Consider the following 24,561-nt stretch of genomic DNA (forward strand, 5'->3'; position numbering starts at 1 on the left):
AAGAGCCGGCTTCTTTTTAAAATGTTTTATAAATTAGTTCACTCCACCTTTACGGGTAGGTTTCACAACCGGAGGCCAGGCGCCCGGTTCACCGGTTTTAGGATTAACAGGTAATACAACTCTGTCTCTGGATGTCTTTTCGGGATCTTCACTAGCCATATAAGCAAGGATTGCGGTCAGTGTAGCATTGTTGCGTACATCATCAAATACAATTTTATCATAAGTATCTCTGTTGGTATGCCAGGTGTAAGTTCCGTAAGACCAACTGTTAGAACTTAAAGAGAATGCAGGTGCACCTGCAGCAACGAAGGATGCAAAATCAGAACCGCCACCACCCGGAGCACCAGGGAAGCTGGTTGTAATATGTTTTTTGATACTTTCGGGTACGTTTGATAACCAGCGGCCCAGGTAATCATAAGAATTCAGGAAACCTTGTCCTGCAAGATTAACCACCCTTCCGGTACCGTTGTCCTGGTTAAATACTACTTGTATATTTTTCACAATTTCAGGATGATCTTCTACAAAAGCTCTGGAGCCATTTAAGCCTTGCTCTTCGCTTCCCCAATGTCCAATTAAAATGGTCCTTTTAGGATTTGGGTACATCTTTTTAAGAATCCTTGCAGCCTCCATCATGGTAATTGTTCCTGTACCATTATCAGTTGCACCAGTTCCACCATCCCATGAATCAAAATGCGCAGATAAAATCACATATTCATCAGGTTTCTCTGTGCCTTTAATTTCGGCAATTGTATTGAAAACCGGGACCAGGCCTTGTTCTTTAGATGCTGCATGAACACTGATTTTAGGCTTGTTTCCAGACTCGGTTAATCTATATAATAGTCCAAAATCTTCTAAAGAGATATCTACTGTGGGAATTGTTTTTGTATTTGCCCCGAATATCTTATTGGAGCCGAAGCCATTCGACCAGTTACAAGTCACTACACCCAGTGCACCTGCTTTTTCAAATGCAGCAGGCAGTGTTTTTAAAGTTAAACCTGTTTTTTTTATGTTGGCAAACCACGCTGTAGTCTGTGCAGCTCTGCTGGTTTTCATTTTCTCAAAAGATTCAGGAGTGGCAAATTCTGCCCAGTTATAATCAGGTCTTCCTGTTGGCTGGTTCATCGAAAACAAGACGAATTTTCCTTTAACTGCTGGCAGCCAGTTCTTAAAAGCAACTGAATCAGCAAAAGATGGAAGAACAACTGTCTCTGCAACTACAGATTTTCCTTTGGTATCCGGACTCCAGGCCAACTGCATTCCTTCTAAAGATTTTACGCGGGGATAAACCATGTCAATATGGGAGATTCCTCTTTCCCAACCGCGCCATTCACCCCATTTCTCATTTTTCGCTGTAATTCCCCAGCCCGCATATTTTGTTACTGCCCAGTCATTGGCTTGTTTCATTTGCGGTGAACCTACTAAACGGGGTCCGACTACGTCCAGTAATTCATGTGCAAGGTTCTCTAACTGAGAATTTTCAGTAGCTTCTTTTACAATATTGTCAATAACCTGGTTTTTTGTTTGCGCATAGCTGATATTTCCAGTGAGCAGCAGGGAAATAACCAAAGCTTTTGTGCTATGCTTTAAATAAGAGTGGTTTTGGATAGCTTTCATTAATTTAGGGTTGATATAATAAATCTAAATTAAAGATAGCCATAAAAGGTTTTATCCTCCGGATGGTAACAAAATTGTGTCCTGCACCGAGCTGATTGCTGATCAGGTTTTTTATACTGCCGATCAGGTTTACTTATTGCTGATCAGGCTCAAATTCAAGTGAAACAGAATTCATACAAAATCTCTGATGCGTTGGCGCAGGGCCGTCATTGAAAATATGCCCCAGGTGAGAATCGCAACGGCCACAGGTTACTTCAACTCTGCGCATGCCATAGCTGATATCTTCTTTATAAATTACACTGCTTGGTTTAATGGTTTCAAAGAAACTCGGCCATCCACAACTGCTGGCAAATTTAGCATCAGATTTGAACAATACATTTCCGCAAACAGCACAGTAATAAGTACCTGTTTCTTCGCTATCCCAATACTTTCCTGCAAATGCACGTTCAGTACCCTGTTCTCTTGCAACATGGTATAAATCAGCTGGCAGTATCTTTTTCCATTCTATATTGGAAACCTCTAATTTGGTGTCGTTCGTTCTGGAATAGTATGGGTTGTTTATTGAATTCGTGTTCATAGCCTAAAGATAAGCAATACAATTAAAAAAACAGGCTGCAAAAACTACCCGAAAGTAATCTTTGCAGCTGTGTGAACAATCTAATTCCACCCGCCACCTAATGCGCGGTATAAATTGACCACTGCATGTAATTTCTGACTCTGATCATTGATACCTTTGAGTTCTGCAGTCAGCAGATGCTGTTCAGCAGTCAGTACATCTGTATAATTTGTGTTTTTACTGTAATTCAGCAGTTCCTTATTAAAGGATAATGCTTTCGTTAAAGCGGTTAACTGTTTTTGCCGCTTACCAGCTTTTTGTGTGGCAGACTGGTAAACAGCTAATGCATCGGATACCTCCTGACTTGCTTTTAAAAGAGATAATTCAAAATTATACAGCGCTTGATTTTGCTGCGATTGTGCAGTCTTTAACTTTGCCTTATTGATGCCTCTGTTGAAAAGTGGTTGGGTCAGGCCACCAGCAATATTCGCAAATAAACCTGCACTATTAATCCACTCCTTAAGGGTAAGGCTGGAAAAACCTCCTGCTGCGGTAATGGTTAAAGCAGGATAGAAATTGGTCTTTGCGACATTAGTACGTTCAAATGCAGCTCTGAAAACATACTCTGCCTGTTGCACGTCTGGTCTGTTGGCTAACAACTGAGCAGGAATACCGGGCTTTAAATCATAATCCAGTTTTTGCTGATGTAATGATGTTCTTTCAACTTTCCCTGGTGCTCTGGCAAGTAATACGCTTAACGCATGTTCTGTTTCTTTGATTTTTTGCTCGATATCAGGAATAGCCAGATCTGCCTCATAATAATTAGCTTCACTTTGTACAACTGCGACCCCGTTTAATACAGAGCTTTCAAAAAGAAGTTGAATAGCTTCTGCATCAGCCTTTCTGTTTAAGGCCGTTTTTTGTGTCACAGCCAGCTGTTCGTCCAGCGTTAGCAAATCATAATAGTAATTAGCAATGTTGGCTATCAGTTGTGTTTGTATTGCTCTTTTCGCCGCATCAGAAGCTAGCAGTTCCGCTAATGATGCCCGTTTTTCACTGCTTAATTTACCCCAGACATCAATTTCCCAGGCCGTTGTAATCCCGAAATCATACTGCGTAGAATTGTCGAAAATTCCAAAGCTCTGCGGATAGGCAAGCTTGGATTGCTTTACCGAAACATTGGTATTAACCTCAGGCAAAAAAGCAGCTTTACTCATTCTTAAATTTGCCTTTGCTTCATTGATCCGCTCAATCGCGATCTTCAAATCAAAATTCGCTTGTAAACCTTGTAAAATTAAATGGTTTAATACGGTATCAGTGAATATGGCTGACCACTTTAAAGCTGCCATACTTGTCGTATCTGAAAGACCTGCATCGCGGTAAGCCGGCGCAGTAGAAATTGCGGGTTTGCTATAAGGCCTGGTTACCTTACAAGAACTCCATAAGCCTGAAACGATCACTAAAGGAATCAGGAAAGAGTGATATATTTTTTTCATCTGTTTATCTGTTTTTACTTTGTCAGCTGAACCCGACATGATTAAATAATTTCCGGAAGCGGTGAAGGGGCATGTTCAGGCAGGTGTACGCCTGATATTTTTTCATGTAAACCCTGGAAAAGAATAAATAATACAGGAATTACAAATACACCAAACAGGGTACCGATCAGCATTCCACCAACAGCGGCTGTTCCGATTGATTGATTACTTAATGCACCAGCGCCCGTAGCCAGCATTAATGGAATCAGTCCGAAAATGAAGGCAAAAGAGGTCATCAGGATCGGTCTTAACCTGGCCTTTGCACCATAAATAGCGGATTGGGTAATGCTTCTGCCGCTTAATCTGTGCATTAAAGCAAATTCAACGATCAAAATGGCATTTTTTGCCAGTAGTCCAATCAGCATAATTAAACTGATCTGCAGGAAGATATTGTTATCTATACCGAATAGCTTAGCAAAGATAAATGCACCTGCTAATCCTATCGGTAAAGACAATAATACCGCCATTGGCAGGATATAGCTCTTATATTGTGCACTTAACAGAAAATAGATAAAGATCAGACACAATGCAAATATTAAGGTCGTCTGGCTGCCACTGGAAAGTTCTTCTTTAGTCAGTCCGGAGAATTCATGAGAATAACCACGACCTAAAGTCTGCGCAGCAACTTCATTGATTGCCCTGATCGCATCTCCGGAACTGTAACCTTTTTTAGGCGTTCCGGTTACTGTAGTGGAGGTAAACAAGTTAAAACGATTGATAAACTCAGGGCCATAAGTCTTTTTAAGAGTTACGAACTCTGTAATTGGCGCCATTAATCCTTTATCTGTTCTTACAAACACTTTATTAATATCTGCTTCCTTACCTCTGGAATCGGGGTGAGACTGCATCATCACCCGGTATTGTTTACCAAATTTGTTGAAATCTGAAGCGTATAATCCACCATAATATCCTTGAAGTGTATTCAATACAGTCTTTACATTGACGCCGGCATCTTTACATTTAGCGACATTTACATTCACTTCCAATTCAGGGAAGCCGATATTAAATGGTGTTGCTGCATACATGATTTCCGGACGCTGATTCAATGCAGTCATGAACTTCCCTATGTTTTCCGAGAAATTTGCATAACTGCCACCTGTTTTGTCCTGAAGCTGAACTTCAAAACCATTGTTATTTCCAAAGCCCTGCAAGGTCGGTGAAGCAAAGAAAATAACCGTAGCACCTTTAATATGGCCTGTTTTGGCAAACAACTGATTGACGATACTGGTCACATCCTGATTTTTACCTTTTCTTTCTTTCCATGGTTTCAGGCGGATAAACAATGCGCCATAAGAACCACCAAATCCATTAATTAAATCCATTCCTGCTAACCTCGAAGAAAGTTCTACTTCAGGTATAGACCTGGCTATACTATCCACCAGATTGGTGATTTCTTCTGTACGTTTTAATGTCGAGGCAGGGGGAAGAATGATATCTCCGAAAATAGCTCCACTGTCTTCATTAGGAACAAATCCAGTAGGGGTGGTCTTGATCAGGAAATAAAATATACCTGAAAATACAGCGATCCCGGCTATAGAAATCCATTTTCTGCGGATCAAAAACCGGACTCCTCCAATATATTTATTGGTCACCGCTTCGAATGCAGTATTAAAGCCAGCATAGAATTTAGGTAAGAATCCAGTTGGGCGCGTATGCGCTTCTGGCCCGTGTGGTTTCAAAAATATAGCGCATAAAGCAGGACTTAGCGTTAAAGCATTGACTGCTGAAATCAGGATAGCCACTGCAAGTGTTAGTCCGAATTGCTTGTAAAATACTCCTGCGGAACCTGTAATAAAAGTTACAGGCAGGAATACCGCCGACATAATCAGGGTGATCGAAATGATCGCCCCACTGATTTCACTCATCGCATGCATGGTGGCTTTTTTAGCAGATTTTGCGCCCTGATCCAGTTTAGCATGAACTGCTTCGACAACTACAATTGCATCATCGACCACAATTCCAATCGCCAGTACTAAAGCGAATAAAGTAAGTAAGTTGATCGTGAAACCAAAAAGCTTCAGGAAAAAGAACGTTCCGATAATGGCTACCGGTACTGCAATAGCAGGAATTAAAGTCGATCTTAAATCCTGAAGGAAGATAAATACAACAATAAAAACCAGGATAAATGCTTCTGCAAGGGTGGAAATTACTTTCTCAATCGAAGCGTCAAGGAAATCGTTGGCATTTAAAAAGGTGTGGTAAGTTATACCTGGAGGGAAGTCTTTCGAAGCCTCCTTTAAGATATTTTCACAGGCAATAATCAATTCTCTTGCATTTGCACCAGAAGTCTGACTAATTGCACCACCAGAAGAAACTTTTCCTTGCGTCATCAAAGAAGTCGTATAATCCTGTGCACCGAATTCTATGTCTGCTACATCTTTAAGACGTAATAAACCACCTTGTTTAGCACTCCGAAGAATGATGTCTTCAAACTGTTTAACTTCTTGTAAACGGCCGGTATATTTCAAGGTATACTGGACAGACTGATTGCTGTTTTCTCCCAATTTACCAGGTGCAGCTTCAATGTTCTGTTCCTTCAGCGCAGCTACAATATCATCCGGGACTAAGCCCTGATTAGCCATCGCATCCGGTTTTAACCAGATTCTCATAGCATATTCCTGCATGCCGTAAATTTGTGTACTTCCCACACCATTTACCCTTTTCATTTGAGGCATAATGTTTATCCTCAGATAATTGTCAAGGAATTTCTGGTCGTAGGCCGGGTTGCTGCTGAATAATAAAAAACTATAGGCTTGACTACTCAGCTCTTTACTCGTTGTGATCCCAGCTTTAATTACCTCTTCAGGTAGTAAGCTGGTTGCTTTAGTTACCCTGTTTTGTACGTTGATCGCTGCCTGATCAGGATCTGTTCCCTGTTTAAAAAAGATTGTAATCGTCGCACTTCCGTTATTACTCGCCGTAGAGGTCATGTAAGTCATGTGCTCTACGCCGTTAATCTGCTCCTCCAGGGGAACAATGACGCTTTTCATCACTACATTGGCATTGGCGCCCTGGTATGCGGCCGTTACAGAAACCGTGGGTGGGGCAATATCAGGATATTGGGAGATGGGTAAGGAAATTAATCCTAATATTCCCAGGATGACTATAATGATCGATATGACCGTAGACAATACCGGGTTTTCAATAAATTTCTTTAACATGTTTATGCTTATTTCGGGGTTGAAGGATTGGTTTTGATTTTCATACCGTCTTTTAAATTACCAAGGCCTTCGGTAACGATCTGGTCGCCTGCGGTCAGTCCTTTGGTGACCACATAGTTTTTATCTGTAACAGCTTCCATAATGTCAATTGCTGTATGGTGAACGATGTTTTTCTGGTCAACTTTAAAGACAAAGTATTTACCCTGCAATTCGAATGTTGCAGACTTAGGTATCATAATCGCATTGTTTAACTGGGTTGGGATCCTGATAGCCGCACTTGCGCCACTCCATAATTTACCTTCTGGATTAGGAAATACTGCTTTGAAATTTGCAGCACCTGTTGAAGCGTTCAGTACACCACTCAGTGTTTCAATTTTACCTTTTGTGCCGTACATTTCACCGTCCTGCATCAATAGGGATACCTGCGGCATATGCTTGAACTTTTCATTGACTTTCTGACCATCGTACTGTTTTAAGAATGCGCCTAACTGCTGCTGACTCAGAGAAAAGTAGGCGTAGATCTGTTTGGTATTGGCAATAGTGGTTAGGGCAGTTTCGGAGGTACTGCTCACCAGGCTGCCTATTTTATAAGGCAGGCTTCCTACAACCCCGTTAATAGGACTTACAATATTGGTATAAGCAAGTTTGGACTTCGCTGCCGACAGATCTGCTTTTGCCTGGTTAAACTCTGCTTTTTTTACCTGCTCTGCATTTTTAGCAGAAGTAAGCTCAAAGGAGTTTACAATTTTCTTTTCTACCAGTATTGTTGTCCTTTGTGTTTGAATGCTGGCAGTTTCCAGGTTAGCTGCAGCGGCAAGCACGGCTGCATTTTTATTATTCATTTCCTGCTGGAAGCTATTGGCATCTATTTTAAATAAAGGTTGTCCTTTACTCACGATTGTTCCTTCTGCTACATAAACTTGTTCTATGTAACCATCTACTTTGGAACGGATTTCTACGGTTTGTTCTCCTTGCAGGGTAGTCGGATATTCTGCAAAAAGATCGGCCTTTTGCGGTGTAAGAGATAAAACGGGGAATTCTTGTATATGCTCCTTTTGCTGCGGGTTTTTAGAATTTCCACAGGAAGATAAAATCAGGCAGGCTGAAAGGCAGGAGTAAATTAGCGTTGTTTTCATCAGTATATAATTGTTGTTTAATGGAGATGAAGCTATCATGTGCTACGCGATTTTGTTCATTTTGGTTGGTGTTCTGCTGCACATGATGGTTTCATTATGGGGTTTTTATAAGTTTTTTTTCTTTTTATAAATCATGACAGGAGAGCCGGCTTCTCCCCACATCAGGCTTTGTACGTGTTCCATCAGGTAGCCTGTAGCACAGACGTAGATTTCAGGGGGGACTATAGTACTCGCTTTGAGCACCACTTTTTGCTCGTGGAATGTGCTATAGTCTATGTTTTTTACTCTTTCCATCCAGATCAGCTCTGCATGATCCTGCTGATTGGCAAAGTAAACCTTGTTAGTAAAAGGCTTAAGCAATGAAGTGATATATACATAAGCCCAGTAAGGGACAATCGCATCATTTGAACAGAAAAGGATCACTTCTTTTCCCGTAAACTGACTCCAGTTGATCTGGATCATGTCTACTCTGAATACTTTCTCCTTTAACAGGTATTTCTGGAATAAATAAGGGACAAGATCAAAAACTATGTATTCTTGTTTGAGGGGTTTGTAATTAATCAGATCAAGCGTAACAATACCACTCAATTCTACTTTATTAATAATTTCTTCCATTTTGTTTGTGATTGTGTGGGCAGCTTCATTTTATTTTGGGCATAAGAATCCCTGCCCGCATAAAACATTTGTTAAGGGGTGAAGAATAAACAGGCTGATGAGGGCCTTTTATTGCTTAATTATGGTTTTTTAAAAAAATCAGATGCAGCAGCAAATGATCAGGAAGTTTTTCGCATCAGCACGTTCCAATAGGGAACAAGAAATACTGGTTGCTTTTCCGAAGAAGAGAGGACTATAATCGTATGTAATTTTAAAGGCATAACTATGATTTAAAATATGAATAAGTTCAGCAAAGTTAGTACTTTTGTTAATAAAACAACTAAACACTTGTTTTATTAATTTATGATGACAAACAGATTCCTGATGCTGCTTAAAACCCGTGGTGCCCTAACTGCTTCCGCAATCGCGCAAGAACTTGGCATGACAAAGGAAGGCGCGAGGTTACAATTATTAAAATATACAGAGGAAGGATTAATCGAAGCTACAAACGAATCCGGTGGGGTAGGCAGACCTAAGCAATTTTTTAGTTTAACAGCCTCAGGGCATGATAAATTTCCCGATACGCATGCTGAACTTACTGTAAAGCTGATCAATACGATCAGAAATACTTTAGGAGATCATGCATTACAAAGTGTAATGGATGCTAACGAGCAGACAGGCAGAGATAAGTATATGCAGGAATTAGCTGCTTTTGATACGCTGGAAGAAAGGATTGCAAAGCTAACAGAAATCAGAAGCCGGGAGGGATATATGGCTGAATACAGTAAGGATGAGGATGGCTATTTATTCGTTGAAAATCATTGCCCTATCTGCGCTGCTGCAACTTCCTGCCAGGGATTTTGCTCCGGGGAACTGAATGTATTCAGGTTCGTATTGGGAGAAAAGGTAGCTATTAACCGGTTAGATCATATCGTTTCCGGAGATCGGAGATGTTCTTACCGGATTGCACTTCAATAGCCTGAGGTTTCTCAGGCATCTATAGCGTCATAAACAATAACCTTTTCCCATAAGTGACTGCAATTTTTAATGAATTCCAGGTGTATCGGGTGGGTCTGATAAACAGCCTGTCCGGCCAGGTCTTTAAAGAAAATCAGTTCAGATACAGCCCAGCTGTTATCTACTACATCACGTTTTTCTGTACTGGCTACGATACCTACTTTAAGATGATTTACTGTTTCTATAGCTGAAAGCGTTTTTACGCCGGCAACCAGCTGATCCCGATCTGCTTTTGAAGCTGGGTTTTTCAACCAGAAAAAAACATGATGCACTACTGGAAATTCTTCTTTGTTTTTCATTTCTTTATGATTTTCGGCTAACACAGGCATGGCTGCTGCAACTGCGGTTCCCGCAACAAGAACAGCAGCTGTCCCGATAAATTTTCTTCTGTTTGATTTGTTCATTACTTATCATGTAAGTTTACTTCTACTAAGATAGGAAAATGGTCTGAAGGATACTTACCTTGATAAGAATCAGTTAAAATACCCCATCTGTCTGCCTTAAATTCTTTCGTTACAAATACATGGTCTATAATTTCAAATCCATCCAGGTGTTTGCCGAATTCGTTGAAAGAAGGATTGTTTACATAAGGATATTTAACCTGGCCATAGGTATCTTTCAGGTAACCGGATTTAGCTAAGGTTAAATACCATTCGCTGTCTTGTCCGCCATTTAAATCGCCTGTAAATACAGCTGGCTCATTTCCTGCAATTTCTTTCATTTTACGGACGATCAGTTTACTGCTTTCTACTCTTGCAATCTTTCCCTGGTGGTCAAAATGTGCATTGAAATAATAGAACTTGCTGCCGGTTTTTATATCCTGTAATTCAACCCATGTGCAAATCCGGTTACAACAAGTGGCATCCCAGCCTAAACCCGGTTGATCAGGAGTTTCTGACAGCCAGAAGTCTCCCTTTTTTAAAAGCTTGAACTTATCTTTTTTGTAAAAAATTGAAGAGTGCTCCCCGCCGTCTTTTCCATCATCACGTCCACGGCCATAATGTGCATATTCCGGTAAAGCATTGTTAATGTCATCCAGCTGGTTTTTAAATCCTTCCTGGATCCCAAAAATGTCATATTGATGAAAGCGTAACAGGTTAGCAACAATCGGGGCTCTTTGTACCCATAGATTTCCTATGTCGTCTTTGTTATCATTACGCAGATTATAAGTTCCGATAATGAGTCGCTGTGCAAAAAGTTGTGGGCTTAAAAATAAAAGGAAAAGGGCTGTGATACTTGTTTTTCTAATCATGATCTAAATAAATGTGTCTAATATAATGATAGTTTTACTAACTGGGGAGTGTAATTACTTTTCACAGCATTATATGTTTTTATCTTAATATAAACTTTATACAGAGCAGCTAATTTTACCGCGTACCGATATAAACGTTTTTATGAAGACATGCTCTCTGTTGATCAAAACGCTGCTGTTATCTCTGTTTTTTTTCTCCGTTACCAGTTGCCGGAAACCGGAAGACAAGCCGGACTATCCTGCCGGCAGCCAGGAAAGTATCAATTCCTGGGTGCTGGATAGTATGAAAGTATACTATTACTGGAATAACAGTTTACCAGGAAAACCTGATCTGAATACTGATCCTTCGACTTTTTTTAAGGGGATACGAAATGGTGCTGACCGTTTTTCTGCGCTGGTCAATCCGGATCTTCCGGAAAGCTATCCGCCATCTTTAGCACATATTTTAGGATTTGACTGGATTACATTGCAGACTGGTGGTGGACAGGTGCAAACGGTAATCAGCCTGGTCGTTCCTGGTTCAAGAGGTGCAGAGAAAGGATTGACACGAGGTGATGTTATTCAGACTATTAATGGAACGGTGCCATCCGCAGCTAATATTGCAGGGCTGACAACCGCCAGTATTATACAACAAAGTGCCGAGCTCGAATTGGCCGGGAAAACCGGAACAATCAAAATCTCCAGATTAATCAATTCTGAAGATCCGGTATATACTTATAAAGTGTTTGAATCTGGTGGTCAGATTTATGGCTACCTGTTTTTAAATTCCTTCGAAGAAAGTGCTTTAGCGCAATTAAAAAAGGCTTTTACTTATTTTAGGCAGGAGCAAGTACAGGAGCTGATTGTTGACCTGCGCTATAATCCCGGAGGGAGTGTACCAGTTGCGGCTACCTTAGCAGCACTGATCTCTTCAAATGTTACCGAAGGAGCTACTTTTGTAGAATATAGGGGGAATTCAAATGCAGGTTCCAGGAAAAGTAGTTTTGGAGCAGAAATGGGTAAGGTTCAGACCGTTCAGAAAGTCAGTTTTTCCGGAATTGCCAATTACCGTTTGAACCTCAGCAGAGTTTATGTGCTGACAGGCGGCCATACTGCATCTGCGGCCGAACTGCTGATCAATTCACTAAGACCTTATCTTACTGTTATTCAATCCGGGCAGCAAACACTAGGAAAGGATATGGCCAGTTTTGTGATTAAAGACTACAGGAATCCGCAGATCGTTCCGAAATGGGAAATCTATCCTATGATTTTTAAATTATACAATGCAGCCGGAAAAGGTGATTACAGTAATGGATTAATACCAGATCAGACAGCGGATGAATTGTCAATACTTCCCTTGAAACCTTTTGGTGATATTTCAGATCCACTGATCCAGAGTTGTCTTGGAAAAAGCTTTGCTGGTACCAGTCAGGTCAGAACTGAAGCAGTCAGTGAAAAATCCAAAGTTCTTTATGATTCCAGGATTCCGGTTGATTTGAAATCAAACCTGACGATCATCAGGCCGGAATAGTAGTTATTTCATTTAAGTTAACATTTAATTAATCTGTAGTTTATATACTACATCATTCTGAAACTTAAATTTGTAAGGTATGACAGTATTAACAAAAGGTATCATTCAGGATTTCATAAATGGTGATGAATATGCTTTTACCCAGGTTTATCAGCTGTATTATAAAGATATCAGATCTTATTGTTTTCAACATACACGTGCTGCTGAAATTGCAGACGAGCTAACCAGCGATGTTTTTCTGCGTCTTTGGGAAGCAAGGGCAAATCTGGATCCGGACCGGGAGATTAAACCCTATCTTTTTACGATTACAAAAAATGTAACCTTTAGCTGGTTAAAGCGTGTACTTTCGGATCAGAAGATGAAGAATGTATTTCGTGGAAGATATTTGTCTGCTCAGGAAGAAGCGAGCCAGCATATTGCAATTACTGCGGCTATGGATCTCGCTTTACTCCGTAAAATTATGGGGCGTATTCCTGCTAAGCGGAGACAGACCTTTGAATTGTGTAAAATTGACGGATTCACCTATGCTGAAGCTGCTAATATGCTGTCTGTTAGCAAAGAAACTATTAAAGAGCATATGAGTTTAGCCAAGAGAGATCTGAGTAAACTTGCAGATGCAGCTGATTATCTTTACTTCTTTTTACCGCTTCTTTTTTCTCTGGATAATTTATTTTAATTCCATCCCCCCTAAAGGGATCACCCGATAGTATATAGTAGTATGAAGTCGAGTGAGAAAAAGAATCTATACCGTAGGTTTCTTGAAAAAGAATTAAATGCAGCAGAGCTGGATGAGTTTTTCCTGTTAGTAGAAAATGGAGAATTTGATCTGGACTACCTGGATATGATGCCAGCAGTTAAAGAAGAGCTGGTCATTGATTCGCCGGTTAAAATAAGACCTGTATTCAAACTTTTTATCAAGATAAGCATTGCGGCTTCCTTAGTGCTGATTTCTGCTTTAGCCTATTTAGCACAACGCAAGGCTGAAAACCTGAAACAACAAACTTCGTTTACCACCGTCATTGTTCCTGTAGGATCAATTAAAATTATTACACTCACAGATCACTCTGTAGTTACGCTTAACTCAGGTTCCGTATTTAAATATCCGGCCGCATTCGCCTCTGGTAGCCGTAAAGTATTCCTGATTAAGGGAAAAGGCTTTTTTGAGATCGCTAAAGATAAGCACAGGCCTTTTACTGTGTATTCGGCAAAATTATCAACTACAGCTTTAGGAACTTCTTTCACGGTAGAAAATTATAAAAACTATCAGCTGGAAAAAATACGCTTATATACAGGGAAGGTTGAAATAGGCAGTCAGCAAAAAGGCTTTACAGCTTTAAAACTGATCCCCGGGCAGCAGTACAGCCAGGTTGGAGATGCAGGGGAGAAATCAGTATTTGATAATGAAAATCAGCTTAAATCTTATATAGAAGAGGGTACACTGGAATTTAACAATACAAGCTTAACAGAGGCTTTAGCACAAGTAGCCTCTTACTATAATACTACACTGCAATTCGAAAAGCAAGATTTAAAAGGCTTTGCCATTAGCGGCAGGTTCAGAAATGAACCTCTTAAAGATGTACTTAAAACACTCTTATTTACACACCATTTAAAGTTTAAAAAAATCCCTGAGGGGTATGTTATTATGAATTGAGCGCTCGATAAACCAGGTACGTTGTACCAACAAAAAAAGAGCAGTACCGCTGGCGGCAGTACTGCTCTTAATTACCGGTCAGACCGGAAAAAAACAATGATAAATTACGATTCACAGGCGCAATAAACCATTCCAAAAGTATGATTATATATTTACTGTCCAAAAAAAAATATACAGTATATCCTATTCAACCCTTACTACTCTTCAGTTTTTTGATTATTTTCTTATCATTTTACCGTATTTCCAAAGCGCAGGGGCAGACTGGGACAATCACCCTGATGTATAAAAATTGTACCGCTCAGACCTTATTAAAGGATTTAGATAAACAATCGTCTTTTACTTTTGTGTTTGATCCGGCTCAGATGAGCGAGGTTAAACTTCAAAATATTAATTACAATCATCTGCCACTAAAACTTGTACTGGATGACCTGGAAAAGAAGACTAATCTTAATTTTTCCATGTTAAATTCAAATATTTCAGTCCGCTTAACGGTAAAGCCTCCCGTAAAAAAGCCAGAGCCGGGAAAAATAACCGGCACAATCAGCGATGAAAAAGGAGAAACTTTTCCAAGCGCAAGTATCAGGGTTATCGAACTGGGATCTGGTATGCAGAGTGCTGTTGATGGAACTTATGTAATGTCCCTTCCTCCAGGAACCTATACACTGGAAATCAGTTATATTTCTTATCAGACGCAAAAAATAACTGGCGTACAAATTAAGGCAGGTGCAATAACCAAGCTGGATATTTCTATGAAGCCTGCTGCAAATGCATTAAAGGAAGTGGTGGTAACTTCTGGTTATCAAAAAGCTTCCACAGCCGGATTATATGCAAGGCAGAAAACTGCTGCCGGGATTACTGACGGGATTTCTGCGGCGCAGATAACGCGTACACCTGATAATAATGTAGGTGCTATTTTAAAGCGTGTAAGTGGTTTAAATGTAGTTGATAACCGTTATGTAGTGGTTCGCGGATTGAGCGACAGGTATAATCAGGCTCAGATAGATGGGGTTACTCAGCCAAGTACAGATATGAGCCAGAAGAATTTTGCTTTTGATGCGATACCTGCTGAAATGGTGAGTAGCATTGTAGTAAACAAAACTGCAACCCCAGATCTTTCTTCGGAGTTTGCTGGTGGACAGGTTATTGTAAATACACTGGACATCCCGGTTCAGAATTTTACGCAGTTCCAGATAGGTTCTGGTTATAACAGCAATACCATTGGCAAAGACTTTATACAGGCAGGAAAACGGGGAAATGCAGAGTTTTTAGGTTTTATGGGCGATGGACACCAATTGCCAAATGGATTGCGTAGCTGGGTAAATAGTAACCAGGGAGGCGTTCCTGATTATGTGGCAGTGCAAAGCAAGGCTTTTGATCCTGAAGGTTTCAGGTTTTACCGGTATGGATTTACACCTAATCAAAATTACAGGTTTTCTCTGGGCCGGACTTATCCTTTGAAAAATGGAGTGACCTTCGGTTTTGTAGGTGGCGTAACTTTACGTAATAGTCAGGAAATCAGTGATTATATCAGTACCAGAGCTGGTTTCACAGTGCAGGCAATTGATAGTGCAAAAATACGTCAGAACGGAAATATTTATCAATATAACGCTACGATAAGCGGACTCTTAAATTTTGGTCTTCAGGGAAAGGGATTTAAAATCAGCCTGAGAAATATGTATTCTCATGTGTATAAAAACGATTATTACACTTATACCAGCAGACAGCCTAATGATGAGCTGGACACTTTAGAAAGCCGTCGGATCAAATTTAATCTTCAGGCTCCGGAAAGTACGACAGTGCTGCAGCATAAACTGGAGGGGGAGCATACGCTGGATGAATCTGGTATTAAATTAACCTGGAATGGTTCCTATACCAGCGTGGGGCAGCAGCTTAATGATCAGCGGAAATTCACAGCTTTTAATTCAGGAACTATAAATGGTCAGTCGTATTATCAGCGTTATCTGGTCGCTAATCCTTATCAGAATGATGGTAATCCTGATTATCGGTTGTATACCGATACCAAAGAAAAAGATTATAACTGGGGACTGAATCTTTCCAGATCTTTTGATTTTATGCAAGACAAAACACTGGTGAAAATAGGGTATAGTGGTTTTTATAAGAAAAGGGATTTATCAAGTGTGATTGCTGAAATTTATAATGATTCACATGATATTCTGGAGGTTGCGCCTTATGAATATAGTTTGCGCCCGGAAATTTTAGGTACAGGGCCGGGGCAGGTATTTTATAACATCCCTGCTGAATTCGGATCACAATTTAGTGGTCAATCAAATTCACACAGTGCTTATGCAATGCTGGATCAGCGGTTGTTCAGGAAATTGAGAGTAGTTTATGGAGTAAGGTATGAAACCTATAAACTGACCAATTTGCAGCTTAAAAGAAAGAGTGGAGATGAGCCGGCCAATAAAGATGATAACACGAATTTTCTTCCTTCGGCAAATATTACCTACAGTTTAACTGAAAATCTGAATTTCAGAGCTTCTTATGCAACAACGATTATCAGACCAGATTTTAGAGAAACTTCTGATTTTAACTCTTATGATCCGCGCAGGGATATCAGAATAAGGGGTGGTGATTTAAAAAGTACAAAGGTGAACAATGCGGATGTCAGGTTTGAATGGTATCCGGCTGCTGGTGAAATCATCTCCTTATCAGGATTCTATAAGAAATTTGATAAGCCAATTGAATTGGTCTTTATCCAGGAAATGGCCGTGGATCAATATGCTTTTCAGAATCAGAAATCGGCCATTAATTATGGTCTGGAACTGGAAGTCAGAAAATCATTGAGTTTTATTGCTGACCGCTCCTGGCTGCGTAATCTTTCTGTTTTTGGAAATGGAACCATCATCAGATCAAAAGTAAAAGCTATTCAATATGGAGGGACTGATAATAAAGTACCTAAAGAAGTCCAGACTACCAGACCGCTTTTTGGTCAGTCTCCGTGGATAGCCAATGTTGGGCTTTCTTATACAAAAGATCAGTATGGTGTCAATGTAGTTTATAATAAATCGGGGTACCGTACCAATACTATTAATGACAATCCTCAGTCTGTTGAATTTGAAATGGGACGTGATCTGGTGGATTTACAGTTGTTTACCCGCCTTTTTAAACAAAAAGGAGAACTCAAATTGAATATAGCCAATCTGCTGAATTCGAAAACCACTTTTTATAAGAACTGGGAAGGATATACTGGGGGGGGCGAGGGTGGATTTGCGCCTGTACCCGGAAAATCCGAACGCTATAATAAAGATGAAGGGGATTTTATTACTTACCAGGCTAAAAACGGGACGAATGTAAGTATGGCATTTACTTATAGATTTTAAATGTGTTTTTATGAGAACTGTTTATTTATATAATTACAGTAAACTACTTATAATCAAATAATTATTAATATAAACTTAACATAAAATATCTTTTATCAAAACATAAGACTATTAACTTTATGATTATAAATAATAACCCAAAAACCAATTAAAAAAACGATGAAAAAATTCACAAAACAGGCGCTTGCAATTGTTACAATTGCAGCATTCGCAGTCGCTGGCTGTAAAAAAGGATCTGATGGAAGCTTTGACCGTTCAACTGGGGCTGGCGGCCCTTTTACAGGAGCTGATTCTGTAATCGTTGGAAACATTTCTGCAAGCAGAACATTAAGTCCGGGTAAAGTGTACAAATTAAAAGGTGTTGTTTATGTGACTGGCGGAGCTAAACTAACCATTAAACCAGGTACTGTATTAACTACAGGTGATGCTGTAAATTACAAAGTTGATCCTTCATCTGCAGTAGTAAATGCTATTGCCGGAGTATTAGTGATCACAAAAGGAGCTTCAATTGATGCAGTTGGAACACCTTCACAACCAATCGTATTCACTTCACCAAAAGCAAGTGGTTCACGTGTTGCTGGTGATTTTGGAGGTCTGATTGTATTAGGACAATCAACTACAAACAGAGCTACTGCTCCTCAGATTGAAGGCTTACCAAAGTATGATGCAAATGGAGTTGCACTAGGTGTTGATATCACTTATGGTGGTTCTATTCCGGCCGATAACTCTGGTAAAATTCAGTATGTACGTATTGAATACGCAGGTTACAAATTAGCGATTGACAATGAAATTAATGGTTTAACACTTGGTGGTGTTGGTTCAGGTACAACTCTTGATCATATCCAGGTTTCTTATGGAGCTGATGATGCGTTCGAATTTTTCGGAGGTACTGTAAACGCAAAATATCTGTTAGCAGTTGGTAATGATGATGATGATTTTGATACTGATTTCGGATTTAGCGGAAATATCCAGTATGCAATTGGTCTGAAAGATCCTAGCTCAACACATAGTACAAGTGGTGGTGTTTCGGATTCTAACGGTATTGAATCAGATAACGATGGTACAGGTACAACTGCTTCTCCAAGAACTAAACCTACTTATTCAAACTTCACTTTATTAGGATATTCAACTACAAGCACAGGATTACGTGCAGGAAACCGCTGGAGAAGAAACAGTGATCTTGCTATCACTAATTCAATCATTGCTGGTTATAACACCGCAGCTGAATTCCAAAGTGGTACTGAAACCAGTGCAACTCCAGGTGGATTCAACAATAATAATGTTCACGCATTTACAACTGTATTCAGCCCTGCAACTGCTGTTTCTCTGACGGGAAGTACAAATGCAACTTCAACTGATGCTAATCCGGATGCATTTGTTGCATTAGGTATCAGAGGTACAAGAACTTTAAGTCCTTTCTACACAACTGCTGTAGCAGGAACTTATAACTTCACCAACCTGACTCCAAGAGTTGCGGGTAGTACAAAAGGTGCAGTACTTACTGCTAACCTTGGCGAGTGGACTTCTGGATGGGTACAATTTGCGCCTCAGACTTCTGTAGACTAATTTATAATTTTCTCTTTTTTGAAAAAGCAGTGTCCCTTATATGGGGGGCTGCTTTTTCCTTATTCCAACGCTAATGAGAATAATTTTCTACTCTATTTTATCTGTATTAAGTCTCTTTTGTTTTTTATCCTGTTCTAAAGGGGAGCCAGTGAAAGACTTGTTGTTTGGTAAACTCGCTATGATGGATTTTACTCTTGGGGGAATCACCATTGTAGAAGGCGGAGCTAATAAATTGCTTCCTCCGGTAAATAATGTAAGCCTGGTTTCGGGCGGGAACAGGTTTAGGTTCTATGCTCAAAACAATTTATTATTAGATACCTCATTGATGGTGGAGGCTTATAAAAAACATACTTATTTTATGTTTAAGCCGAATGTAAATACACCACTTCGTGTTTTTGATGAATCATTGAATGGTTTTGATCAGGAAACTTTACCAGATGCCTTGTCAGTGAAAATCAGTATGGCTAATTTTTCTGGTACACTGCCTGACCTGGTCAATATTTATGTAAGAACAAATACCTATAAAATTCCAGTTTCCCAGCAAATACAAATTGGTGAATTTCTGAATGTTTCAACTTCATTCTCTGGATTTAAAAAGCTGACCCTTGGGTTGAACTCTTCCTCGCTGCCTGAAAATGCAATTGTACTGGTTATTAAAGATCCGGTTAGTCAGCAAGTACTTAAAACGATCAATTTTACTTTACCAAAAGTTATCAATTCAGATCAATTGGTTGACAATGTTTATTTACTCTACGTAAACGACCAGAATGGCGTTACGACACTGATGAGCAAATAAGCTCCAAAAAAGAATGATTTTAATATTCATATAAATGAAAAAGCTCTTATTATTCCTATTAACCCTATTTTCTGCATCGGTGTTTGGACAGGGCCAGCCAGCTTTGGAAATGCTTATTTTTCCAAAACATATCGAAGGAGGCGCTTTTGGACGTAATGGAATTCCTTATGTTTACCGTGCAAAAATCACTGGTTTGAAAGCAGGTCAAACTTATAGATATTCAAATTCAATTGTTGCTGCAACTACTGCCTCCGAAAATGCAGTAAGTTATATATACCTGCTTCCTCCAGCTAATGTAATCGCTGGGACCCCTGGTTATAAAACAGGAGATTTTTACCGGCCTGCTATTGGCAGCGGAGAAGCAGAAACTAAAAATGGAGCTTCTTTAAAAGCGGATCTTTCCATTGATTATGGCGTTTTAAAAGCTGATCAGAATGGCAGTTATACAGGTTGGTTTATTTTAGAAACCGTTAAGTCTCTTTTCGCAGGTAATAAATTGCATTTAAGAATATCATTGAACGATCCTGAATCTGCAAATCCGGCTACAATTGCTTATCGGTTACATCCTCCCGAATCTGATGTGCTGACTATTCTTAGTATGGACGTGAATGATCAGGGGTTTCCCGGAGAGTCAGGAACTGCTATCCGAAGTACAGGTGCAACAGGAGGAATTGCTAAGAATTTTGTATTTCTCTATGACAATGTGGAGGGAACGGGGCGGCCAATTGCAGGAACATACATTGAAGATGATGGGGTAGTAGCTTCCAGAGCAGACATTGAAGGACGATCTGGTCTTGCCCCATTTTATTTTGACAATGTAAATGGAACAGCGGGTGCCTGGGGTTCAATGATTGTAAGTGATGATGCTAATGGTATTCGCCGTATTGAACAACGTAGCTTAGCAGATGGATCACTAGTTGGATACAATACTTCTGCAAATGGTTCCTGGGCTGATGGAGAGAAAGACGGAGGAACAGTTTCAACTGCGCTGTCTAGTTTGGGATCAGGAGATGATGGTACTAAAGCCATTGTTCTGGACGGAACCAAAGTTACCCTTGCACTGCCTAAAACACCACAGACCGTTTCGTTTACCAATACTTTTCCAACTACCTTCAAAGTAGGAGATCCGGATTTTACGCTATCAGCAAGCAGTACCGCTGGCTTAACTGCTTTTCAATATACAGTAGCCCCAGCAGGGATTCTTCAGCTTACAGGTAATACCGTAAAAATAACAGGCGGAGGAACAGCTGTAATTACCGTGACTGAACCTGGAAATACAAGCTTTGATCCGGGAACAGCGACCAAAACCATTACGGTAACTGCAACCCCGCAAACCATCACAGGTTTACCAGCTACAATAGCAGCAGTTTATGGCGATGGAAATATAACCTTATCAGCTAAAGGTGGTTCAAGTGGTAACGCGGTCACCTATACTTCAGACAATCCTGCGATTGCAGAGATCACTTCAGCTAATCAGGTGCTGATCAAAAAATCGGGTACTGTCCTGATTAAAGCCAATCAGGCAGGAGGTGCAAATTATTCTCCAGCTGCCGAGGTTACCAGTACATTGACTATTACAAAAGCAAGCTTAAATGTAACCGCAGAAGATAAAATTAAAACGCAGGGAAGTGCAAATCCGATAGCTACATTCACCTATGGCCCTTTTTTAGGTGCAGATGATGCAACCTCGCTCACAGGAACTCCAATTTTAACTATTCAGGCAGATGCTACATCTGTAGCAGGTGTATATGATATCCTGGTGGATGTTTCCAGCCTGACTTCAGAGAAATACAGCTTCAATCCAATAAAAGGAAAGCTAACGGTCGAAACTAAAAAAGATCAGCTGATTACCCTGAGTAATCTTCCTGCTACTGCTGCTTATGGAGATCAGCCGTTGATTTTTCAGGCGGCCAGTAATACTGCAAACCCAATTACTTTTACCAGTTCCAATCCAGCTATTGCGATAGTTGAAAAAGATATAGCAGGAGAGTGGACAGTCAGGATTATTGGTGCTGGCCAGGTAAACATCACAGCTTTGCAGGCGGAAGATGCGGTATATGGCCCTGGGATTGCAACTCAGCAACTCAATATCGCCACAGTACCTTTAAAAGTCATTGCTGATGATAAATCTAAATTAACGGGAGAAAATGATCCTGTATTTACAGCGCGTTATGAAGGTTTTGTGAATACAGATGATGTCAGTAAACTCACAGGTGCTCTTACGTTTACTAAACAAGCTGATGGAGCCGGTTTTCTGATTATTCCCGGCGGCTTAAGTTCAACTAATTATAACATCACTTTTGTAAATGGAAAATTAACAGAGGGGAGCGTGGCTTTTTCACCACTAAATAAAATTTATGGTGATGCCCCATTTGATTCTGGTGCAATCAGTGCCAGTGGCAAACCTGTCTATACTGTTGCCAATCCAGCCATTGCGACTGTAAATTCAACAGGCTTACTGGAAATAAAAGGGACTGGCTCTACAACTGTGACGGCAACATTCATTTCTGGTGCTTCTGCAACAACGACACTTAAAGTAGATCCGAAAGCTGTAGTCATTACTGCTAATCCGCAAAGCAGGATGTATGCACAGGAAAACCCGGTGTTATCCGTTAATTATACCGGTCTTGCTTACGGGGAAAATGAAAGTGTTTTAACTGCAAAACCACAAATCTCCACGCTGGCTACTATAAATTCTGGTGCGGGCACTTATGCAATCAATGTAAGTGCAGCTGCTGCCCCGAATTATAAATTCAGCTATCAGCAAGGCTTACTCACTGTTACCAGAGCAGCCCTTTTAGTGAAGGCTGAAAATAAGTCCAGATTATATGGACAGGAAAATCCCGTATTTACCTTAGCTTATACAGGTTTAGCCGCTCAGGATAATATAGGTAACTTAAACCTGAATGCAGTTGTGACAACAGCAGCAACAGTGGCTTCAACCGTAGCAACCTACCCGTTAACACCTTCGGGCTTGACGGTAACTACAAATTATACGGTTAGTTACCAACCAGGTTTATTAACTATCAATCCTGCGCCATTAAATATCAAAGCTGATGATGCGGAACGCGCAGCAGGACAAGCAAATCCAGCGTTTACTTTTACCTATACAGGTTTCCTCAACGGAGATCAGGCTGCTAATTTAACAACGGCTCCTTTAGCGGTAACTACGGCTACAGCTTCATCAGGAAAAGGAACTTATCCAATTACAGTCAGTAACGCTACTGCTGCAAATTATACCATTACTTATACTGCAGGTCAATTATTCATCAGAGATTTACCAACAGTTACCTATGCTGATTTACCGGCTGTAAGTTACGGAGATGCGAACTTTGACCCCGCTGCATTATCAGATTCGGGTGTACAGCCAGTTTATTCTTCTGATAACCTGAATGTTGCTGTGATTGAAAATGGAAAAGTAAAGATTACAGGTACGGGTACAGCAAATATTACCGCATCTTTTGCTGCATCGTCCGATTTTGTGGCAACCACAGTCACTAAACCATTAATAGTTGCTAAAAGAGCCTTAATTGTTAGAGTTGACAATAAAACAAGATTATACGGACAGGCAAATCCAGTTTTAACAGCTACCTATGACGGCTTTGTCAATGGAGAAACTATCGCTACGGCGATTTCTGCACCAGCTTTACTAACTACAGTTGCCAAACCATTATCCCCTTCAGGTACTTATATCATTTCTGGAAGCGCAGCATCTGCCTCAAATTATAATATCAGTTATGAACCCGGGGTTTTATCAATTGATAAAGCTATACTCGTAGTGACTGCAGATAATAAAACCAGGATCTTTGGAATTGATAATCCGGTTTTCACTTTTAAATACAGTGGTTTTGTAAATGCTGAAGGCGAATCAGTGATACAGAATCCACCATTAGCTTCCACCGAAGCTATAAAAAGTTCTGCTGCGGGGACTTATCCGATTGTCCTTTCTGGAGGTTCAGCAGATAACTATACCTTTAGTTATGTGAACGGAACTTTAACCATTACCTCTACCACCAGAACCATTACCATGGATGTAATGAATTCAAAAGCGGTAGGTGATCCTGATTTTACGCCTGATGTAACCCTGAGTAGTGGCGAAACACCAGTTTTTAGTAGTGGTGATCCGGCAATTGCAACTATCGTAGACAATAAAGTTCATTTGGTTAGTGCTGGAAATGTGATGATCACAGCAACGGCACCGGTTAATTCTAACTACGCGATTACACCAGCTGCAAGTCGCTTATTAGTGGTTAATAAATTACAACAGACCATTACTTTTGAAAAAATCCCTGTATTGCAGATTAACGGGACCTATACCTTAAAAGCAATATCAAGTTCGGGATTGCCTGTAACTTTTAAGGTAACGAGTCCGGATTACGCCATATTGACCGGCACCGAACTCAAAGGATTAAGGATTGGTAAAACGCAAATTACGGCTATTCAGGCAGGGGACAACCGCTATGCGGCTGCTCAAATGATTGTTCAGGAGCTTCAAATTACAGATGCAGCAGGTGAAGCAATCAGAGTTCACCCCGCGCTGTCAATTAATGGAGATGGAGTGAATGAATTTCTTTCTATTGATGGAATCAGGGATTTCCCACTGAATAAAGTGACAATTATTAACAGGAATGGCCTTAAGGTATTTGACATAGAAGGTTATGACAATGAACAGCATGTATTCCTGGGAAAATCAAAATCCGGAGAAAGCTTGCCACAGGGTACCTATTTCTGTCTGATTGAATACCAGACTGATAGTCATGTGAAGCGCAAAACGGGCTATTTTATCCTTAAATACTAATTCTTAACAGGCCGGGATTTAGTTCCGGCCTTAT

At 40.2% G+C, this 24,561-nt stretch carries 16 protein-coding genes; 8 read left to right on the top strand and 8 right to left on the bottom strand.

The genetic code is table 11. The features are described 5' to 3' along the window. Window positions 1-33: 33 nt before the first annotated feature. The 6 genes from AB3G38_RS24990 to AB3G38_RS25015 form a co-directional block, all read right to left on the bottom strand. Entirely contained in the window at window positions 34-1,614 is a 1,581-nt protein-coding gene (locus AB3G38_RS24990; RefSeq protein ID WP_367866407.1) for a M20/M25/M40 family metallo-hydrolase, read from the bottom strand. Window positions 1,615-1,747: 133 nt separating this feature from the next. Further along, a complete protein-coding gene (msrB, locus tag AB3G38_RS24995) occupies window positions 1,748-2,191 on the bottom strand; it encodes a peptide-methionine (R)-S-oxide reductase MsrB (RefSeq protein WP_367866408.1) in 444 nt (147 codons plus the stop codon). 80 nt (window positions 2,192-2,271) lie between these two features. After that, a complete protein-coding gene (locus tag AB3G38_RS25000) occupies window positions 2,272-3,666 on the bottom strand; it encodes an efflux transporter outer membrane subunit (protein WP_367866409.1) in 1,395 nt (464 codons plus the stop codon). Window positions 3,667-3,707: 41 nt separating this feature from the next. Then, complete coding sequence (locus tag AB3G38_RS25005) at window positions 3,708-6,866, bottom strand: efflux RND transporter permease subunit (RefSeq protein WP_367866410.1); 3,159 nt, start codon at window positions 6,864-6,866, stop codon at window positions 3,708-3,710. Window positions 6,867-6,874: 8 nt separating this feature from the next. After that, entirely contained in the window at window positions 6,875-8,002 is a 1,128-nt protein-coding gene (locus tag AB3G38_RS25010; RefSeq protein WP_367866411.1) for an efflux RND transporter periplasmic adaptor subunit, read from the bottom strand. A 105-nt stretch (window positions 8,003-8,107) separates the two neighbouring features. Next, complete coding sequence (locus AB3G38_RS25015) at window positions 8,108-8,617, bottom strand: DUF2480 family protein (RefSeq protein WP_367866412.1); 510 nt, start codon at window positions 8,615-8,617, stop codon at window positions 8,108-8,110. 342 nt (window positions 8,618-8,959) lie between these two features. Between AB3G38_RS25015 and AB3G38_RS25020 the strand changes: the two genes are divergently transcribed. Continuing rightward, the gene (locus tag AB3G38_RS25020; protein ID WP_367866413.1) at window positions 8,960-9,574 is read left to right on the top strand and encodes a helix-turn-helix transcriptional regulator; all 615 of its coding nucleotides are present in this window, start codon (window positions 8,960-8,962) and stop codon (window positions 9,572-9,574) included. 11 nt (window positions 9,575-9,585) lie between these two features. On the opposite strand, the gene AB3G38_RS25025 is transcribed toward AB3G38_RS25020, so the two are convergent. Then, entirely contained in the window at window positions 9,586-10,017 is a 432-nt protein-coding gene (locus AB3G38_RS25025) for a Dabb family protein (protein WP_367866414.1), read from the bottom strand. After that, complete coding sequence (locus tag AB3G38_RS25030; RefSeq protein WP_367866415.1) at window positions 10,017-10,865, bottom strand: endonuclease/exonuclease/phosphatase family protein; 849 nt, start codon at window positions 10,863-10,865, stop codon at window positions 10,017-10,019. Before AB3G38_RS25030 ends, AB3G38_RS25025 begins: the two co-directional genes overlap by 1 nt. A gap of 142 nt (window positions 10,866-11,007) precedes the next feature. Here AB3G38_RS25030 and AB3G38_RS25035 point away from each other — a divergent pair, with 142 nt between their 5' ends. The 7 genes from AB3G38_RS25035 to AB3G38_RS25065 all read left to right on the top strand — a co-directional run bounded on the left by AB3G38_RS25035 (window position 11,008) and on the right by AB3G38_RS25065 (window position 24,527). Then, entirely contained in the window at window positions 11,008-12,375 is a 1,368-nt protein-coding gene (locus AB3G38_RS25035; RefSeq protein ID WP_367866416.1) for a S41 family peptidase, read from the top strand. A gap of 79 nt (window positions 12,376-12,454) precedes the next feature. Further along, complete coding sequence (locus tag AB3G38_RS25040; RefSeq protein ID WP_367866417.1) at window positions 12,455-13,051, top strand: RNA polymerase sigma factor; 597 nt, start codon at window positions 12,455-12,457, stop codon at window positions 13,049-13,051. 42 nt (window positions 13,052-13,093) lie between these two features. Continuing rightward, entirely contained in the window at window positions 13,094-14,026 is a 933-nt protein-coding gene (locus tag AB3G38_RS25045; RefSeq protein ID WP_367866418.1) for a FecR family protein, read from the top strand. Window positions 14,027-14,166: 140 nt separating this feature from the next. Continuing rightward, window positions 14,167-17,367, top strand: coding sequence for a TonB-dependent receptor (locus AB3G38_RS25050; protein WP_367866419.1), 3,201 nt, complete (start codon window positions 14,167-14,169; stop codon window positions 17,365-17,367). Between the two features lie 159 nt (window positions 17,368-17,526). Further along, window positions 17,527-18,933, top strand: coding sequence for a hypothetical protein (locus tag AB3G38_RS25055; protein WP_367866420.1), 1,407 nt, complete (start codon window positions 17,527-17,529; stop codon window positions 18,931-18,933). Window positions 18,934-19,006: 73 nt separating this feature from the next. After that, the gene (locus tag AB3G38_RS25060) at window positions 19,007-19,729 is read left to right on the top strand and encodes a hypothetical protein (RefSeq protein WP_367866421.1); all 723 of its coding nucleotides are present in this window, start codon (window positions 19,007-19,009) and stop codon (window positions 19,727-19,729) included. A gap of 34 nt (window positions 19,730-19,763) precedes the next feature. After that, a complete protein-coding gene (locus tag AB3G38_RS25065; protein ID WP_367866422.1) occupies window positions 19,764-24,527 on the top strand; it encodes an MBG domain-containing protein in 4,764 nt (1,587 codons plus the stop codon). The last annotated feature ends 34 nt before the right edge of the window (window positions 24,528-24,561 follow it).

Origin of the sequence: Pedobacter sp. WC2423 (assembly GCF_040822065.1) — a bacterium.
GTDB lineage: Bacteria > Bacteroidota > Bacteroidia > Sphingobacteriales > Sphingobacteriaceae > Pedobacter.

Excerpts from the sequence above, each read along its gene's own strand:
- AB3G38_RS25040 (WP_367866417.1), top strand. The coding sequence starts at position 12,455 with ATGACAGTATTAACAAAAGGTATCATTCAGGATTTCATAAATGGTGAT.
- AB3G38_RS25000 (WP_367866409.1), bottom strand. The coding sequence starts at position 3,666 with ATGAAAAAAATATATCACTCTTTCCTGATTCCTTTAGTGATCGTTTCA.
- AB3G38_RS25055 (WP_367866420.1), top strand. The coding sequence starts at position 17,527 with ATGAAAAAATTCACAAAACAGGCGCTTGCAATTGTTACAATTGCAGCA.
- msrB (WP_367866408.1), bottom strand. The coding sequence starts at position 2,191 with ATGAACACGAATTCAATAAACAACCCATACTATTCCAGAACGAACGAC.
- AB3G38_RS25010 (WP_367866411.1), bottom strand. The coding sequence starts at position 8,002 with ATGAAAACAACGCTAATTTACTCCTGCCTTTCAGCCTGCCTGATTTTA.
- AB3G38_RS25065 (WP_367866422.1), top strand. The coding sequence starts at position 19,764 with ATGAAAAAGCTCTTATTATTCCTATTAACCCTATTTTCTGCATCGGTG.
- AB3G38_RS25045 (WP_367866418.1), top strand. The coding sequence starts at position 13,094 with ATGAAGTCGAGTGAGAAAAAGAATCTATACCGTAGGTTTCTTGAAAAA.
- AB3G38_RS25020 (WP_367866413.1), top strand. The coding sequence starts at position 8,960 with ATGATGACAAACAGATTCCTGATGCTGCTTAAAACCCGTGGTGCCCTA.
- AB3G38_RS25050 (WP_367866419.1), top strand. The coding sequence starts at position 14,167 with ATGATTATATATTTACTGTCCAAAAAAAAATATACAGTATATCCTATT.
- AB3G38_RS24990 (WP_367866407.1), bottom strand. The coding sequence starts at position 1,614 with ATGAAAGCTATCCAAAACCACTCTTATTTAAAGCATAGCACAAAAGCT.
- AB3G38_RS25060 (WP_367866421.1), top strand. The coding sequence starts at position 19,007 with ATGAGAATAATTTTCTACTCTATTTTATCTGTATTAAGTCTCTTTTGT.
- AB3G38_RS25035 (WP_367866416.1), top strand. The coding sequence starts at position 11,008 with ATGAAGACATGCTCTCTGTTGATCAAAACGCTGCTGTTATCTCTGTTT.
- AB3G38_RS25005 (WP_367866410.1), bottom strand. The coding sequence starts at position 6,866 with ATGTTAAAGAAATTTATTGAAAACCCGGTATTGTCTACGGTCATATCG.
- AB3G38_RS25030 (WP_367866415.1), bottom strand. The coding sequence starts at position 10,865 with ATGATTAGAAAAACAAGTATCACAGCCCTTTTCCTTTTATTTTTAAGC.
- AB3G38_RS25015 (WP_367866412.1), bottom strand. The coding sequence starts at position 8,617 with ATGGAAGAAATTATTAATAAAGTAGAATTGAGTGGTATTGTTACGCTT.
- AB3G38_RS25025 (WP_367866414.1), bottom strand. The coding sequence starts at position 10,017 with ATGAACAAATCAAACAGAAGAAAATTTATCGGGACAGCTGCTGTTCTT.